This window comes from Rahnella sp. RFA10(1/100) (assembly GCF_004195115.1).
Taxonomy (GTDB): Bacteria; Pseudomonadota; Gammaproteobacteria; order Enterobacterales; family Enterobacteriaceae; genus Rahnella; species Rahnella perminowiae.
The window spans coordinates 400183-416734 of record NZ_SEWR01000002.1 but is presented as its reverse complement, the minus strand read 5'-3'; the positions used below and the strand labels follow the sequence as shown (position 1 = coordinate 416734).

Genomic DNA, 16552 nt, shown 5'->3' with positions numbered 1-16552 from the left:
CCAAATAGATTGCCTTAATCAGGCTTTTTCCAGCGTACACAGCAACGGATGCTCATTCTCCTTGGCGTACTCATTTACGTGTGCGACCTTAGTTTCCGCGACTTCGGCGGTATAAACGCCGCATATCGCTTTACCTCTGTAGTGCACCTGGAGCATCAGTTGCGTTGCACGTTCAATATCATAAGAAAAGAACTTTTGCAGAACGTCAATCACAAATTCCATTGGAGTGTAATCGTCGTTGTTTAATATAACTTTATACATAGATGGCGGTTTTACCTCATCCTTTTGCTTATCGGCCGCCAAATGTTCGAAATTTAACCAGTCTTGATTGTTACCCATTGCCTGTTCATCACCTGTGAAGATCGTATTGGAAGCCAAATACATAAACGGGAAGGCCTTCTGCAGAGCCTCACGCTGTTATTCCTGTATTTTACCATCTCTGGCCTCACCTTGCCGCTGCACAAAATGTCTGCGTGCATCAGATAACGCTGGTCGAAAATTAACAAAATATGTCAATAGCGTTACCTGCTTCAAACTTTGGTTATCTGCTCCCCCGCCACAAATGCCGTTTCCTTGACGTCTAACTCTATTCCACTAGAGTGTAAATTCGTGAGCTGAACGGAGTTTAAGCCGGCCTGAACAGACGCTTATCCGCTGTGTTCCGGCCTTCGTGCTCACTCAACTGGCTTTATCTATTTACTACCAGACTAGTCATGAGAGGGATGTAGAAGCATGCAGACGGGTACTGTTAAATGGTTCAATAATGCTAAAGGCTTTGGCTTCATTTGCCCGCAAAATGGCGGTGAAGACATCTTCGCTCACTACTCCACTATCCAGATGGAGGGATACCGGACACTGAAGGCCGGCCAGCAGGTCAATTTCGACGTTCATGAAGGCCCAAAGGGGAATCATGCCAGTCTCATTATCCCGGTGGAAAGTGAAGCGGTCGCCTGACCGGTTCAGCATCACGCATCAGATAACGCTTCAACTGCAAATGCCGGTCAATCACTGACTGGCATTTTCATTTATGGGGGAGAATGCTTCAGGCTTCAAGCCCTCAGCGTGAAAAAAAGTACATTTTTTAGACACCAATTGCTAAGACATGACATATAACGAAGTAAGTCTAAACATAATCTCAACAAATCACGTTCTATTTCTCCCTAATTCGCGCCGTTGTACACCCGTTTATTCTTGGCCTGATGAAATAGCCACTACAAAACTCTGGCTTATAACAACAGGTATTTCCATGACTACTTTCGGCTACCCTTCCGTAGAAAAGGCGCCACTTTCCGGCCTTCAGTTAATGAAAGCATTGCTCTCCCGTCAGATAACGCCCGGGCCGTCATGGGAATTACCGCGCTATCGCTTAAAATTCCTTTTCCGCACGCTGATCAATCCGTACAGAACGTTCGGATTACTCAGTTACCTGGCACAACACCCGCAGCGCGACGAGATCCTGACCGCGATGCCAGGCCTGCCGTGTAAATTACACCGGGTATATCAGGCAGCAAATATCACGCAGGAACAGGCAATGAAACGTATCACCGATCATTACGATATGATTGGCCACTGTCTGCCTGAAGCGATTAATCATGGCTATCTGAATAAAAAAACGATGGCCATTGCCACGGTGACCGGCAAAGAAGGACAGCATTTTTCTGTCACTTTTAATGCCATCAGCCGTTTGGATAAAGAAGGGGAAGCCACGCTGACCTTTAATAATCCTCAGGGTGAACCGATTGCGATTGTGACGTTCTCGTTTATCAACTATCAGGACCGTCCGACGCTGTTCATCGGTGCATTGCAGGGACCCCGCGCGCATGTCGATCATCAGGAAATTCAGACTGCGACCAAAGCCTGCCACGGCTTATTCCCTAAACGCCTGGTGATTGAAGCACTGACCACCCTTGCGGATGTGACTGGCATGAAGCAAATCATCGCGGTGGGTAATCACACCCATATCTATGAAAATCCGCGTTACAAAAAACGCAAAGGAATGGTGTTTGCCGATTACGACAGTTTCTGGGAAACCCTGGACGCCAAACCGGGCGATGATGGCTACTTCCACTTACCGTCGCAAATTGCCCACCGCCCGCTGGAAGAAATTGCCAGTAAACGACGCTCGGAATACCGTCGCCGTTACCAGCTGTTAGACGATCTGGAAACGCAGATCCGTCAAACTTTCTCCGGCGGTCATGGTCATCCGGTGCTGACTGAAAACAGCCAGGCTGCTTAATCTGCCCTGCCGCGTGCCAGCCATGCCACGCGGGAAAACATTTGCCGCAACAGCGCAGGGATCGACGAGGTTCCCCTCAGTGACGCCGCAAGTGCCACATCAATCGCCAGATCCGGTTTCGAACTGCGGTGAATCGCTTTATCGATAATTCTTCTCGGCGACATCGGCACATTGGCCGGTATCGCCGCATTTTTGCGATAAACGTCTTCGAAACCGTCACGATACAGGAAATGTTCGATGTCCTGAGTGGGTAACGCTGTCAGACGGTAACGCAGCGTATCGTCGTGGTTTTCGACATTAGCAATCACAGTTGCCGCATATTTGCGCCCTGCCTCGTCACCGTCGACCAGCGCATGCCATTCAATACCCATGTGCCGGGCAAAGCGTAGCAAAGGCTTCAGGCCGCACTGCGCAAACTCGATAACCTTGATCCCTTCCGATTCAAAATGATAGCCGCACTGGCGCGCCAGCTGATTCAGCAGCCAGACTTCGGTTTCGCCTTCCACCAGCAACCAGCACCGGGCGAATAACGACGAGGGGCGGTTAAAGCGGATATGGAAAGCGATGCGGCGGCTGTCTTCCATGCTTAACCCTTCCGGCCCGATGGCGTAAGCCGCGACGCGACCGGACTCACGCACCAGCCGGCATATTTGCTCAACCGGCACCAGCGACAGCAAATCACCGGAATTGGTCGTGGTAATGCGTTGCAATGGCAACTGATCCAGTAATCCCCAGGCCACTGACAACATGATCGGATGTAAACGGGTTTCGGGGTCTTCAATGAGTAACAGCGGCCGTGCATCCGGGTGCAGTACCACCGAGCCTTTGGCCTGTAATAATGTCGAGAACATGCCAAGCAGCATCACCCGCATACTGCGGCTGTTGGGTTCGGCAATCATACGATTGATGTTATCCAGTGAACGCCAGGCACGGCGGCTCTCCGCGCGGCCATGACGCTTTTGCTGCCACGGCGCGCTGCTGGAAGTGCCCTGCTCGGCAAAATAATGCTCCAGCAACTGTCGCATCGCCGAAAGGCCGCTGCGCAGCTCGCTGTTTTTCAGGGTCTGCGGACTGTGAACCAACTCGCGCGTCAGTTCATCCAGCTGTTTTGCCAGTTCTTCATTATTGGCTGCCAGCCTTGGTGCCAGTGTTTCACTGCGCAGGCGACGTATAAAGCGGGCATCGCGTAAACGTAATACCGGATTCAGACGGATCAGCGCCTGCGCCAGCGGATCTATTGTCACCAGGTTTAAAGGCTGACCATTCGACGACAGGAAACTGCGCAGCGTCATCACACTGCCATCATCGTCCAGTTCACCTTCCAGCCGGTAATAAATACGGTTCAGTTTGTCAGCACATTTAACCCAGAGCGGTGACAGCGGATTAAAACGGGGCGACATGTGATGCCCGGCCTGATTCTCACAAAAGGTAAACACTACGTGCAGATACTGTGATTTAGATTCTTCTTCGCCCGCCGGGAAATAAAAATCCTCCTCCTTAAAGCAATACAGTTTGGGTTCGGGAGAAAGCAGCAAAGTTAACGCATCGAGCAGGCTGGATTTCCCCCAGGCATTCTCGCCGATTAACACCGTGTTGGTCAGAAAGGATTCGGCCTGCCCCTGATGAGAAGAACCGGTGATCGATGCGCCACGTTGCGCGGGCTGCGTCAGCGTCAAAGACAGGCGGTTAATCCCGCGAAAACCGACAATATCAATACGTTCCAGATACATCAGACGCCTCCTGTGCGCTCAAAGCTTTCCTGAGCATGGCGTTAAAAATTGGTTCAGGTCAAGCTCACAACGATATCTCTGTGTGCCAAAGCTGCTTTACAGTCAGATAACTTTTCGTTAGCGTGGCGGGCGGTATTTTCTGTACTGCGCTCTACTCACGGAACCTCACTTTTCAGGGACTTTTGCATCATGTACTCCGGGTTGTTAATTATTCTCCTGCCGCTGATTGCTGGCTATCTCATTCCGCTAAAAAACCGTGCCCTGTTGCACCTTGTAAACCAGTTACTGAGCTGGATGGTGTACGTCATCCTGTTCATTATGGGCGTCAGTCTGGCTTTCCTCGATAACCTCAGCGCGAATTTGGTACTGATTTTCAAATATGCCGCCGTCAGTTTCCTGTGCATCTTCGTGATGAACTATGCCGCGCTGTGGCTGCTGGAACGCCGCAGGCCCTGGAAAACACAGTATAAACAGGAAAAATTACCGTCCCGCATTCATATGGCGCTGGAATCACTGAAACTGTGCGGCGTGGTGGTCGGCGGTTTTGCCCTGGGTCTGACACAATGGCACTGGCTGACTTTCGCGTCGCAGGCCAGTGAAATTGCGCTGTTATTCCTGCTGGCACTGGTCGGTCTGCAACTGCGTAACAGCAGTATGACCCTGCGTCAGATTATCCTGAACCGGCGCGGCATGATGGTGGCGATAGTGGTGGCCCTCAGCGCACTGGCTGGCGGCGCTCTTGCCGCTCTGCTGTTGGGTTTACCACTGAAAACCGGGCTGGCCATCGCCTCCGGTTATGGCTGGTATTCGCTTTCCGGCATCGTGCTGACGGATTCTTTCGGACCGGTGATTGGCAGCGCGGCCTTCTTTAATGATCTGGCCCGCGAACTCTGCGCCATTATGCTGATCCCGACACTGGTGCGCCGCAGCCGTTCGACGGCACTTGGCTTGTGCGGCGCCACATCCATGGACTTTACCCTGCCGGTATTACAGCGCAGTGGCGGGCTGGATATGGTGCCTCCGGCCGTGGTACACGGATTTATCCTCAGCCTGATTGCCCCGGTCTTAATGGCCTTTTTCTCTGCCTGACCCCTGCCCGTCCCGTTGCCGTTGTGCAGCGGGAAACTCCCTCAAAAATTGCGATAAATCAACTCCGCATCACTTTGTCTTAAAAATCCCTTCAATTCTGTCTCAGCCGGTTCTAGGCTTGCATTAAAACAAGCATTTCAAATGCAACTTTAAAAGGACCTCCTTATGTTTTGTGTGCAATGTGAACAAACAGTCCGTACCCCGGCGGGCAATGGTTGCGCGTATGCGCAGGGTATGTGTGGCAAAACGGCAGAAACCTCTGATTTACAAGATTTACTGGTTGCGGTGTTAGAAGGGTTATCCGCCTGGGCACTGACCGCACGAGGCTATGGCATCATCGATGAAGAGATCGACAGCTTCGCGCCCCGCGCTTTTTTCTCCACACTGACCAATGTAAACTTCGATTCTGAGCGTATCGTCGGGTATGCCCGGGAAGCCATTCTTTACCGCGAATCGCTGGCTGTCCGCTGCCGTCTGACGGATCCGCAAGTCACCGTCAGTCACCCCCTCGCCTCACTGGAACTGGTCAGCAATAACCTCAGCGAGCTGCAACAACAGGCCGGGCAATTTGCGCTCAACGGTGACAAAGCGCAGATAGGCGATGACATTCACGGCCTGCGTATGCTGTGTCTGTATGGTCTGAAAGGTGCGGCCGCGTATATGGAACACGCGCATGTTCTGGGTCAGTCTGATACCGCCCTTTACGCCGAATATCATCGTCTGATGGCCTGGCTGGGCACACAACCGTCGGACATGGGCGAACTGCTCGCAAACGCGATGGCTATCGGCAAAATGAACTTTGGCGTGATGGCCATTCTGGATAAAGGCGAAACCGACGCTTACGGACATCCGCAACCAACGGCAGTCAACGTCCGTCCGCTGGCAGGCAAAGCAATTCTGATTTCCGGTCACGACCTGAAAGATTTGCAGATGCTGCTTGAGCAAACTGCCGGCACCGGCATCAACATTTACACTCACGGCGAAATGTTGCCGGCGCACGGTTATCCCGAACTGAAAAAATTCCCGCATCTGGCCGGTAACTATGGCAGCGGCTGGCAAAATCAGCAGGTGGAATTTGCTAAATTCCCCGGTCCTGTCGTCATGACCTCAAACTGTATCATTGACCCGAACGTCGGCAATTATGGCGACCGGATCTGGACCCGCAGCATCGTCGGCTGGCCGGGCGTACAACATCTGGAAGGTGAAGACTTTGCACCGGTGATTGCGCAGGCGTTGCAGCTTGCGGGCTTCCGTTACAGCGAAATTGAGCAGGAAATTACCGTCGGCTTTGGCCGCCAGACATTACTCAGCGCGGCAGACACCGTGATTGATTTGGTTGCCGCCAAAAAACTGCGCCACATCTTCCTGATCGGCGGCTGTGACGGCAGCCGCGGTGAACGCAGCTACTTCACCGATCTGGCACGCAGCGTCCCCCGGGACTGCCTGATCATGACGCTGGCCTGTGGCAAATACCGCTTCAACAAACTGGATTTCGGTACACTTGAAGGCCTGCCTCGCCTGCTGGACGTCGGGCAGTGTAATGATGCTTATTCCGCCATTATTCTGGCCGTGAACCTGGCCGAGAAATTAGGCTGCGGCGTGAACGATTTGCCCCTGAGCCTGGTGCTGTCGTGGTTTGAACAAAAAGCGATCGTGATCCTGCTGACCCTCCTGTCACTGGGCGTAAAAAATATTGCCACCGGCCCGACAGCACCGGCCTTCCTTACCGAAAACCTGCTGACGATCCTGAATGAAAAATTTGGCCTGCGTGCAATTACCTCGGTTGAGCAGGATCTGAAAACCATGTTGCCGGAGTAAGCTGAAATGAATTTTCCCTTATTTCCCGATCAGCCGACCGCATTGTGCCAGAACCGTATGCAGGTATATTCCGTCACGCAGGAAACGCCGGATGTCCGCACGCTGTCGCTGATTAATCACGATGTGTATCCCTATCGTCCCGGCCAGTTTGCACTGGTGAATATTGGTCAGAGTGGCGACATACAGCGTGCCTACACGCTGTCCTCCACGCCGGGCAAGAGCCGTTTTATTCAACTGACGGTACGAAGCATTGAAGGCGGCGAAGGTTCGCAATGGCTGACACAGCAGATAAAAGCCGGTGATTATCTCTGGCTGAGCGATGCGCAGGGGGAATTTACCTGTGACACGGAACAGCCTTTATTACTGCTGGCGGCTGGCTGTGGCGTGACGCCGGTCATGTCGATTACACGCGATATTCTGGCGCATCATCCGGCACAAAGCGTAAAAGTTTTTTACAGCGTGCGCCGTCCGCAGGACATTATCTTTGCCGAAGAGTGGCAGCAACTGGCGGCTAAATATTCACAGCTCAACCTGACTATCCTGGCGGAACATGATGCCGCACCGGGGCACATCGCCGGGCGTCTGAGCAAGGACTTGCTGCACAGTCAGGTGCCGGATATCAGTGAACGCCGGGTAATGATTTGTGGCCCTGCGCCTTATATGCAACTGGCCGGAGAATGGGCAAAAGCACTGGGCACCACGTCAGAAAATATCATTAAGGAACAGTTTCAGGCTGCGGAAACTGAAATATCGGCTGATCAGCAACTGACGCTGACCTGCCTGAAACCCTTACAGAATTACCGCGTACCGGTGGGCTCTGCTTTACTGGCTGCCATGGAACAGCATCATTTACCGGTGACCGCGGCCTGTCGTGCAGGTGTATGCGGCAGTTGTAAAACTCGCATACTTTCCGGTGATTATCAGACGACCAGCCGCATGACGCTGACCGATGAGGAAGTCGCTCAGGGTTATGTGCTGGCCTGTAGCTGTCAGCTTCAGGGGGACGTCACCCTCGCCTGATCCCCGCACCTGCCGTCTGCCCGCACATGGCTTTTTACAGTCTGCTCGGGCAGATTTACAAATCTTCACCTCCCTCCTCTGTGTATTTTTGTATGGTTTAAGACTGAACATTCAAGGATGTAATCAGTGGACTATGCTTAATCCAGTCTTTTTTATGAAATTCACCGAGGGATATAAAGATGAAGCAGAGCGTAGCGTCATATCTGGCAAAAACTCTTGAAGCCGCAGGCGTAAAAAGGATCTGGGGCGTAACCGGCGATTCCCTGAACGGGCTAAGCGACAGTCTGAACCGCATGGGCACCATCGAATGGCTGGGCACGCGCCATGAAGAAGTGGCCGCCTTTGCCGCCGGTGCCGAAGCGCAAATTACCGGCGAACTGGCGGTTTGCGCCGGTTCCTGCGGGCCCGGTAACCTGCATCTGATCAACGGCCTGTTCGATTGCCATCGCAATCACGTCCCGGTGGTCGCCATTGCCGCACATATCCCGTCGAGTGAAATCGGCAGCGGTTACTTTCAGGAAACCCATCCCACCGAGTTATTCCGTGAATGCAGTCATTACTGCGAACTGATCAGTAATCCCGAGCAACTTCCTCAGGTACTGGCAATCGCCATGCGCAAAGCCATTCTTAACCGTGGTGTCTCAGTCATCGTATTACCGGGGGACGTGGCGCTCAGGCCTGCGCCGGAAGATGCCAAAGTCAGCTGGTATCCGCCCGTCTTGCCAAAAGTGACCCCGCAGCCGGCAGAACTGGAAAAGCTGGCCGGACTGCTGAACGGCGCAACCAACATTACGATGATGTGTGGCAGCGGCTGCGCAGGTGCGCACGACGAAGTGATTAAACTGGCGGAAACCCTGAAAGCGCCGGTGGTGCATGCCCTGCGCGGCAAAGAGCATATCGAGTGGGATAACCCGTACAGTGTTGGTATGACCGGGCTGATAGGTTTTTCTTCCGGTTATCATGCCATGCTTAATGCCGACACATTGATCCTGCTCGGCACGCAGTTCCCGTATCGGGCGTTTTATCCGACCGATGCCAAAATCATCCAGATTGATATTAATCCGGGCAGTATCGGCGCACATTGCCATGTGGATATGGCGCTGGTCGGCGACATCAAATCGACCCTCACCGCACTGCTGCCGCAGTTACAGGTGAAAAATGAGCGCAAGTTCCTCGACAAGGCGCTCAGGCATTACGAAGAAGCCCGCAAAGACCTCGACGGGCTGGCGACGCCAAACGACAAGCAGCCGATCCACCCGCAATATCTTGCGCAGCAAATCAGTCGCTTCGCCGCTTCGGACGCGATTTTCACCTGCGACGTCGGCACGCCAACCGTCTGGGCCTGCCGTTACCTGCAAATGAACGGCCAGCGCCGCCTGCTCGGTTCGTTTAACCACGGCTCGATGGCCAATGCCATGCCGCAGGCGATTGGCGCACAGGCCATCGACCGTTCACGGCAAGTGGTTGCGCTGTGCGGTGACGGCGGCTTTGCGATGCTGATGGGCGATTTCCTGACGCTGGCACAGCAGAAACTGCCAGTGAAAATCATCATTTTCAACAACAGCGTACTGGGCTTTGTGGCAATGGAAATGAAATCCGGCGGTTACCTGACGGACGGCACCGAGCTGAAAAATCCGGATTTCGCCGCCATTGCCGAAGCCGCAGGCATCAAAGGCATTCGTGTCGAAAAAGCCTCAGACATCGACACCGCCCTACAGGATGCGTTCGCTTACGAAGGACCGGTGCTGATTGATGTGATCACCGCCACTGAGGAACTGGCGATGCCACCGCAGATCAAATTTGAGCAGGCCAAAGGCTTCAGCCTGTACATGCTGCGCGCGGTGATCAGCGGTCGCGGCGACGAAGTGATTGAACTGGCAAAAACCAACTGGCTGCGATAACCCCGACAGGGCTATAGTGCATGATTAAATAATCATACCTGCCCCTTAAGGGGCAATTACCAGAAGGAAGCCACGTTGATCGATTTACGCAGTGATACCGTAACCCGCCCCAGTGAAGCGATGCGTCAGGCTATGGCCCGCGCTGAAGTCGGCGATGATGTCTACGGCGATGACCCGACGGTCAACGCTTTGCAGGACATGGCAGCAAAACGGTGCGGTAAAGAAGCCGCGCTGTTTTTACCGACCGGTACGCAGGCAAATCTGGTGGCGTTACTGACGCATTGCCAGCGCGGTGAAGAATATATTGTGGGTCAGAAAGCCCACAACTATATGTACGAAGCGGGTGGCGCTGCGGTGCTTGGCAGCATTCAGCCGCAGCCTCTGGACATGGATGCTGACGGTTCTATCCCGCTGGATAAAGTCGCTGCCGCTATCAAACCGGATGATATCCATTTTGCCCGCACCCGCCTGCTCAGCCTGGAAAACACTCACAGCGGCAAAGTGCTTCCGCTGGATTACCTGCAAAAAGCATTCGCTTTCACCCGCGAAAAAGGGCTGGCACTGCATATCGACGGTGCGCGCATCATGAATGCGGCAGTGGCGCTGAACGTAGAATTGCGTGAGATAACCCAGTATTGCGACACCCTGACCATCTGCCTGTCGAAAGGTCTGGGTGCGCCGATTGGTTCCCTGCTGGTCGGCAGCAAAGAGTACATCGGGCGTGCGAACCGCTGGCGCAAAATGACCGGCGGCGGTATGCGCCAGTCCGGTATTCTGGCCGCAGCGGCGATTTACGCGCTGGAAAATAACGTTGCGCGTCTGAAAGATGACCACGACAATGCACAGTGGCTGGCACAGGAACTGCGTAAAATCGGCGTTGAAATCGCTGAGCCCGGTGCGCAAACCAATGTGTTATATATTAAACAAAGCGCGGAACTGGCAGCCCGAATGGGGCCATGGATGCAGGAACGCGGTGTGATCATCAGTGCGGGACCGGTCACACGGGTGCTGACGCATATCAATATCAGCCGTGAAGATCTGCAAAAAGTCGTGGCGCTGTGGCAGGAATTCCTGCATCAGCACGCCTGACAGTCTGACCGGTTGGCGGCGATGCCTGCCCGGTATCGCCGTACTTTCTGCTTTATCTCCCTTACACTGACCGAGCAAATGGAAATGCCAATCACCACACACACTGGCCGGATCGTTGTTCTCGGTGCCAGCGGGTATATCGGACAACATCTGACGGCACATCTGAGCCGGCAAGGTTTTCAGGTCACAGCAGCCGCGCGTCGTATCGAATGGCTGCAACAGCAAAAATGGCCAAACGTGCGCTGCTGCTTCGCGGATGTCTATCAGAGTAAAACGCTGGCTGCCGCCTTCGAAGGCGCTGACGTACTGGTGTATCTGGTGCATGCCATGGCAGAAGATGATGATTTACTCGAAAAAGAACGGCAGGCGGCACAGCACACCCTTCTTGCACTGAAAGATTCCTCCATTAAGCACATTGTTTATCTCGGCTCGATGCAGCCCGAAGGTAACCATTCTGCGCACTTGCAGGCGAGAAAGCTGACGGGTGATTTACTGCGCATGAGCACGATCCCGGTGACAGAACTGCGTACCGGCATTGTGATTGGTGCGGGTTCTGCTGCCTTTGAAGTCATGCGTGACATGGTATACAACCTGCCGGTGCTGACACCGCCGCGCTGGGTTCGCTCGAAGTCCTCGCCTATCGCACTGGAAAATCTGCTTAATTACCTACAGGGGCTGGTGGCGCAGCCTGCCACAGAGAATCAGATTCTGGAGGCTGCAGGACCGGAATACCTCAGTTATCAGGCGCTGTTTAAACGCTTCATTGCGATGAGCGGTAAACGCCGCTGGCTGATCCCCGTTCCCCTGCCGACATCTTTTGTTTCGGTATATTTTCTCAGCCTGATCACCTCCGTTCCCACGTCGCTGGCAAAAGCGCTGATCCAGGGGCTGAACCACGATCTGCCCGCCGACAGTGAGAAACTGCAAAGGCTGATACCGCAGACTCTGATCCCCATTGATGAGGCGATCCGCAGTACGCTGGAAAAAGAACAGCAACAAATCATGGATTCGCCGGACTGGGGATACGATCCTGACGCGCGCGCGCGCTGGCGGCCTGGCTACGGTTATTATCCGAAACAGGCGGGATTCACCCTGGAAACGTCGGCGTCAAAAGCTGCATTATGGAAAGTTATTCAGCAAACTGGGGGCGCTGAAGGGTATTTCTATGCCAACGGCTTGTGGAAAACGCGGGCACGGATCGACGATTTACTGGGCGGTGGCGTGACATATGGCCGCCCTGAACGGGATTTCCTGAAACCCGGCGATAAAATTGATGGCTGGAAAGTCATCGGGCTGAAACCGCAGCGGGAACTGGCGTTGTTATTTGGCATGAAGGCACCGGGACTCGGTCGTTTAACCTTCACGATTACCGACAACGGTGAAAGCCGCAGCCTGGATGTGCGTGCATGGTGGCATCCGGCGGGGTTCAGCGGACTGCTTTACTGGTTCAGTATGATGCCCGCTCATCAGTTTATTTTTCGTGGCATGGCAAAACGCATCGCCAGCCTTGCCCGGCAGAAAGACCGTTGCGGACGCTAAAGAGGGTCATTTAATCTGCTTTCAGACACAGCTTTCCCCCTTTCCCATTGCAACCCGCACAATTTCACGAAAGAATGGCACCCTTATTGCTCAGGGGTGCCAGAGCCCCTGACGCTGAAAACTATTTTTCTCTATTTTTGAAGGCATTGGCCTGTATATGAAGGTTTTGGTTACCGGTGCAAGTGGCGGTCTTGGACGAAATGCCGTTGAGTTTCTGCGAAATAAAGGCATCAAAGTCAGGGCGACGGGCCGTAATGCCGCCATGGGCTCGCTTTTGCAGAAAATGGGCGCAGAATTCATTCACGCCGATCTCACCACGCTGGTGTCTGCTCAGGCCAAAGCCCTGCTGGCAGACATCGATACCGTCTGGCACTGCTCAGGGCTGACGTCACCGTGGGGCAGTGAACAGGAATTCGAGCTGGCGAACGTGCGCGCCACACGACGTCTGGGCGAATGGTCCACCGCGTATGGCGTGGAAAACTTCGTGCATATTTCGTCACCGGCCATCTACTTCGATTTTCACCATCACCGCGATATCCAGGAAGACTTTCGCCCGCACCGTTTCGCCAACTCCTTTGCCCGCAGTAAAGCCGCCGGAGAACAGGTGATCCACACGCTGGCGTTGTCTAATCCACACACGCATTTTACGATTCTGCGCCCGCAGGGTATTTTCGGCCCGCATGACAACGTGATGTTGCCGCGTTTACTGCAAATGCTGAAATATGGCGGAACGCTGATGTTGCCTCGCGGCGGTGAAGCGCTGGTGGACATGACCTATGTCGGGAACGCGGTGCATGCCATGTGGCTGGCGACGCAATCACAGGCGACAGAATCTGGCCGCGCATTCAATATCACCAATCAGCAACCGCGTCCGCTGCGTACGCTGGTGAAACAGCTGATGGAAAATCTGGATATCAAATACCGCATCCGTTCAGTGCCGTATCCGCTGCTGGATATGATGGCCCGGGGTATGGAGCACATCAGCAAAAGCTCGCAGAAAGAACCGGTGCTGACGCATTACAGCGTGGCAAAACTGAATTTTGATCTCACGCTCGACACACAGCGTGCGCAGAAAGAGCTGGGCTATGTGCCGGTGATTTCACTCGATCAGGGAATAATCCGTACCGCCGACTGGCTGCGTGATCATGGTAAACTTCAGGGGTTGCACGGCATCGGCCCGAAACGCGACTGACCGACATCTTCAGCCGCTGATGTCAGTCGTTCTTATCCGGAAACTGCTGTAATAACGCCCGGACAATCGCTTCGGTTTGAGCATCCGCATTGCCACGATAATCATTCTGGCGGAAATGCATCTGGAATGCCGCAATCACACGACGCTGCTGACGCGGCGTCATATTATCTTCCACTGAATATCCGTACGCTTTCAGCAACGCCAGCAACTGCGCCTGGCCGACAGGTTGCAGCGGATTACGTCCCGCCAGGTACTGATTCACACGCGCCGCATCCGGCCACGCGCCAATACCGCGTTCGGCCATCTCCTGCCACGGAAACAGCGGGCCGGGGTCATCTTTGCGCTGCGGCGCGATATCACTGTGCGCCACCACATTGCGCGGTTCTATCTGATAACGCGCAACAATTTCCTGGCTCAGATTAGCCAGTAAATCGATTTGCCCGGGCGGGAAAGGGTAGAATTTTTTGCCGAGCAAAGCGTTACTGTAGCCTTTGTTCTCCAGTTCTATTCCCACGGACGTATCATTGAGATTGGTTCGCCCGCGCCAGCCGCTGACGCCGGCATGCCAGGCGCGCATATTTTCCGGCACCAGTTGCCACGCCACCGGTTTACCCTCTTCAAGCGGCGGCTGTGCCGGGATCAGGTAATGTGCGCTGACGTGCTCATCTGTAAGCGTATTTAATGCGTTGTTGAAATCTTCCGCCGTGTAATGGATCACCAGAAAACGTATCCGCTGATCCGCGCCCTGCGCCTGTCTCGCCGTTTCCAGCCGGAACGGCGCATCAGCGTTCTGCTGGCCGGCGTGCTGACAACCGGCCAGCATGAACAATGCGGCAGTCAACAGGCCACGTTTCATTCGCCGGCAGATCATTTGCGGTGCACAATCACTGCGGTGCCGGACACGCTGACCATCAGCATGCTGCTGTCTTTGCCCACGGTTTCATAATCAATATCAATACCGACAACCGCATTTGCCCCCCGCTCTTTGGCCTGTTCTTCCAGTTCACGGAAAGCAATCTCACGCGCCTTACGCAGCTCTTTTTCATAAGCGCCGGAACGTCCGCCAACGATATCGCGTACACCCGCGAAGAAATCGCGAAAGATGTTCGCCCCTAAAATCGCTTCGCCCGTGACTACGCCACAATATTCAGCGATGGTGAAACCTTCGAGAGTCGGGGTGGTAGAAATTTGCATGAGTATTCCTTATCAGTTGTCGTCCAGATCCTGGCAATAATGCCATTAATAGCATAAACCCTGCGCGCGCGATCCGGTTATTGCCTGTGACTGTTTTTCTCATCGCCATGCATTAAGCCAAATCGGTTTTATACTGTATGGTAAAGAACGTCATGGTGAAAATGTTCAATCTTTCAGTAAGGAATACAATGAAAAAGAAAACTCTCGTCGCCGTCATCCCGCTGGTACTGATGTTAAGTGCCTGCACCACGGTAGAACCTGCCTATAAGGATATTGGTAGCCGCACCGCACCCTGTGTCGACGGCGGCCCTGACAGCGTTGCCCAGCAATTTTATGATTTTCGCATCAAACAAGGCGGCAGTGGATTACCCAATTCCAGCCAGCTTGCCGCGTACCGCCCTTATCTGAGCACTGCCTTGTATGATGCGCTGCTGAAAGCGCAGTCGCAGCCGAAAGTGGATATCGCTGCCTCACCGAACGAAAAAACCGGTGCTGGCTCAGGTGACGGCGACATTTTCTCCAGCTTGTTTGATGGCCCGACATCGGCCTCCGTTGACAGCGCCTCCAGCATTCCGAATACCGACGCCCGTAACATTCCCCTGCGAGTCACCTTCACGCATGAAAAAGACAAAGGCGCATCGACAAGCTGGAAAGATGAAGTGCTGATGGTCCGTGAGGGTAAATGCTGGACGGTAGATGATGTGCGGTACATGGCAAATCTCGATTTCGCTTCCAGCGGCACACTGCGCCAGGTTTTAGAACATCAGTAATCCCTTCTTTACGTAAAAAAGCGTATGCATCATGTTGGACGGCAATGAATTTCATCGCCGTTCAACATGTACCCTACAATTACGCAACAACATGTTGTGCTAGACTTTGGCATTCCTGCGGCAACACATAATTTTTAAGCCGCGATCGTTGCATAACTATGCTGTGGAAGTTACCATCTGCGGCATCAATGGCTATTCACTATTTGCGCATGAGTATTCAACTAAATAGCATCAACTGCTTCTACGGCGTGCATCAGGCGCTTTTTGACATTCAGCTGGACTGCCCCGCCGGTGAAACTCTGGTTTTACTCGGGCCAAGTGGTGCAGGCAAAAGCTCCCTGTTGCGGGTTCTGAACCTGCTGGAAATGCCGCGTTCGGGTACATTGCAGATCGCCGGTAACACCTTCGATTTCACCCGCAAGCCGGATGAAAAAGCCGTTCGCGAATTGCGTCAGAATGTCGGCATGGTCTTCCAGCAATACAATCTGTGGCCACACCGCACCGTGCTCGACAACTTACTGGAAGCCCCGATACGTGTACTGGGGCTGACAAAAGAGGTCGCGATGCAACGTGCCCAGAAATTGCTGACCCGTCTGCGTCTGACCGATTACGCCGATCGTTTTCCGTTGCATCTTTCCGGTGGCCAGCAACAGCGTGTGGCTATTGCCCGTGCGCTGATGATGGAGCCTCAGGTTCTGCTGTTTGATGAACCGACCGCCGCGCTTGACCCGGAAATCACCGCCCAGATCGTCAGCATTATTCGCGAACTGGCCGGTACCGGCATTACTCAGGTTATCGTGACCCACGAAGTTGAAGTTGCGCGTAAAACCGCCAGCCGCGTGGTGTACATGGAAAATGGCCGCATTGTCGAGCAAGGCGATGCCTCCGTTTTCGCACAGCCGCAAACCAAAGAGTTTGCCAGCTACCTTTCCCACTAAACGGTCTTTCTATCAATATATTGATTGATGTTTCTA

General features: G+C 53.7%; 15 protein-coding genes. 11 read left to right on the top strand and 4 right to left on the bottom strand.

Annotation, left to right across the window (positions count from 1 at the left end; genetic code table 11):
- Window positions 1-18: 18 nt before the first annotated feature.
- Window positions 19-339 (bottom strand): ATP-dependent Clp protease adapter ClpS, encoded by a 321-nt coding sequence (clpS, locus tag ETV65_RS08585; RefSeq protein ID WP_013574769.1) that lies wholly within the window; start codon window positions 337-339, stop codon window positions 19-21.
- Window positions 340-732: 393 nt separating this feature from the next.
- On the opposite strand from clpS, the gene cspD reads away from it, so the two are divergent.
- Together cspD and ETV65_RS08575 are read left to right on the top strand one after the other, a co-directional pair.
- Window positions 733-954 (top strand): cold shock-like protein CspD, encoded by a 222-nt coding sequence (gene cspD / locus ETV65_RS08580; protein ID WP_015696601.1) that lies wholly within the window; start codon window positions 733-735, stop codon window positions 952-954.
- Between the two features lie 292 nt (window positions 955-1246).
- The gene (locus ETV65_RS08575; protein WP_129952471.1) at window positions 1247-2236 is read left to right on the top strand and encodes a VirK/YbjX family protein; all 990 of its coding nucleotides are present in this window, start codon (window positions 1247-1249) and stop codon (window positions 2234-2236) included.
- Here the strand turns inward: ETV65_RS08575 and ETV65_RS08570 are convergent.
- Entirely contained in the window at window positions 2233-3966 is a 1734-nt protein-coding gene (locus tag ETV65_RS08570; RefSeq protein ID WP_129952470.1) for an ATP-dependent endonuclease, read from the bottom strand. The genes ETV65_RS08575 and ETV65_RS08570 overlap by 4 nt on opposite strands.
- Before the next feature lie 189 nt (window positions 3967-4155).
- Here ETV65_RS08570 and ETV65_RS08565 point away from each other — a divergent pair, with 189 nt between their 5' ends.
- The 7 genes from ETV65_RS08565 to ETV65_RS08535 all read left to right on the top strand — a co-directional run bounded on the left by ETV65_RS08565 (window position 4156) and on the right by ETV65_RS08535 (window position 13614).
- Window positions 4156-5055 carry a lysine exporter LysO family protein gene (locus ETV65_RS08565; protein ID WP_129952469.1) on the top strand — a complete coding sequence of 300 codons (900 nt, stop codon included), beginning with the start codon at window positions 4156-4158 and terminating at the stop codon, window positions 5053-5055.
- Window positions 5056-5220: 165 nt separating this feature from the next.
- On the top strand, window positions 5221-6873 hold the full coding sequence (hcp, locus tag ETV65_RS08560; protein WP_129952468.1) for a hydroxylamine reductase: 1653 nt from the start codon (window positions 5221-5223) through the stop codon (window positions 6871-6873).
- Window positions 6874-6879: 6 nt separating this feature from the next.
- Window positions 6880-7893 (top strand): NADH oxidoreductase, encoded by a 1014-nt coding sequence (hcr, locus tag ETV65_RS08555; RefSeq protein WP_129952467.1) that lies wholly within the window; start codon window positions 6880-6882, stop codon window positions 7891-7893.
- Window positions 7894-8072: 179 nt separating this feature from the next.
- On the top strand, window positions 8073-9794 hold the full coding sequence (poxB, locus tag ETV65_RS08550) for a ubiquinone-dependent pyruvate dehydrogenase (protein WP_129952466.1): 1722 nt from the start codon (window positions 8073-8075) through the stop codon (window positions 9792-9794).
- Window positions 9795-9869: 75 nt separating this feature from the next.
- Window positions 9870-10883, top strand: a complete 1014-nt coding sequence (gene ltaE, locus ETV65_RS08545; protein ID WP_129952465.1) for a low-specificity L-threonine aldolase — start codon at window positions 9870-9872, stop codon at window positions 10881-10883.
- A gap of 84 nt (window positions 10884-10967) precedes the next feature.
- The gene (locus tag ETV65_RS08540; RefSeq protein WP_129952783.1) at window positions 10968-12422 is read left to right on the top strand and encodes a DUF2867 domain-containing protein; all 1455 of its coding nucleotides are present in this window, start codon (window positions 10968-10970) and stop codon (window positions 12420-12422) included.
- A 157-nt stretch (window positions 12423-12579) separates the two neighbouring features.
- Window positions 12580-13614, top strand: coding sequence for an NAD(P)-dependent oxidoreductase (locus ETV65_RS08535; protein ID WP_129952464.1), 1035 nt, complete (start codon window positions 12580-12582; stop codon window positions 13612-13614).
- Between the two features lie 22 nt (window positions 13615-13636).
- On the opposite strand, the gene ETV65_RS08530 is transcribed toward ETV65_RS08535, so the two are convergent.
- Window positions 13637-14470: an N-acetylmuramoyl-L-alanine amidase gene (locus ETV65_RS08530; RefSeq protein ID WP_165383712.1), complete on the bottom strand. Its 834-nt coding sequence runs from the start codon at window positions 14468-14470 to the stop codon at window positions 13637-13639.
- Between the two features lie 11 nt (window positions 14471-14481).
- Window positions 14482-14808 carry a heavy metal-binding domain-containing protein gene (locus tag ETV65_RS08525; protein ID WP_013574757.1) on the bottom strand — a complete coding sequence of 109 codons (327 nt, stop codon included), beginning with the start codon at window positions 14806-14808 and terminating at the stop codon, window positions 14482-14484.
- A gap of 188 nt (window positions 14809-14996) precedes the next feature.
- Between ETV65_RS08525 and ETV65_RS08520 the strand changes: the two genes are divergently transcribed.
- A complete protein-coding gene (locus tag ETV65_RS08520) occupies window positions 14997-15578 on the top strand; it encodes a lipoprotein (RefSeq protein WP_129952462.1) in 582 nt (193 codons plus the stop codon).
- Window positions 15579-15787: 209 nt separating this feature from the next.
- Window positions 15788-16516 carry an arginine ABC transporter ATP-binding protein ArtP gene (gene artP / locus ETV65_RS08515; protein WP_129952782.1) on the top strand — a complete coding sequence of 243 codons (729 nt, stop codon included), beginning with the start codon at window positions 15788-15790 and terminating at the stop codon, window positions 16514-16516.
- Window positions 16517-16552: the final 36 nt, after the last annotated feature.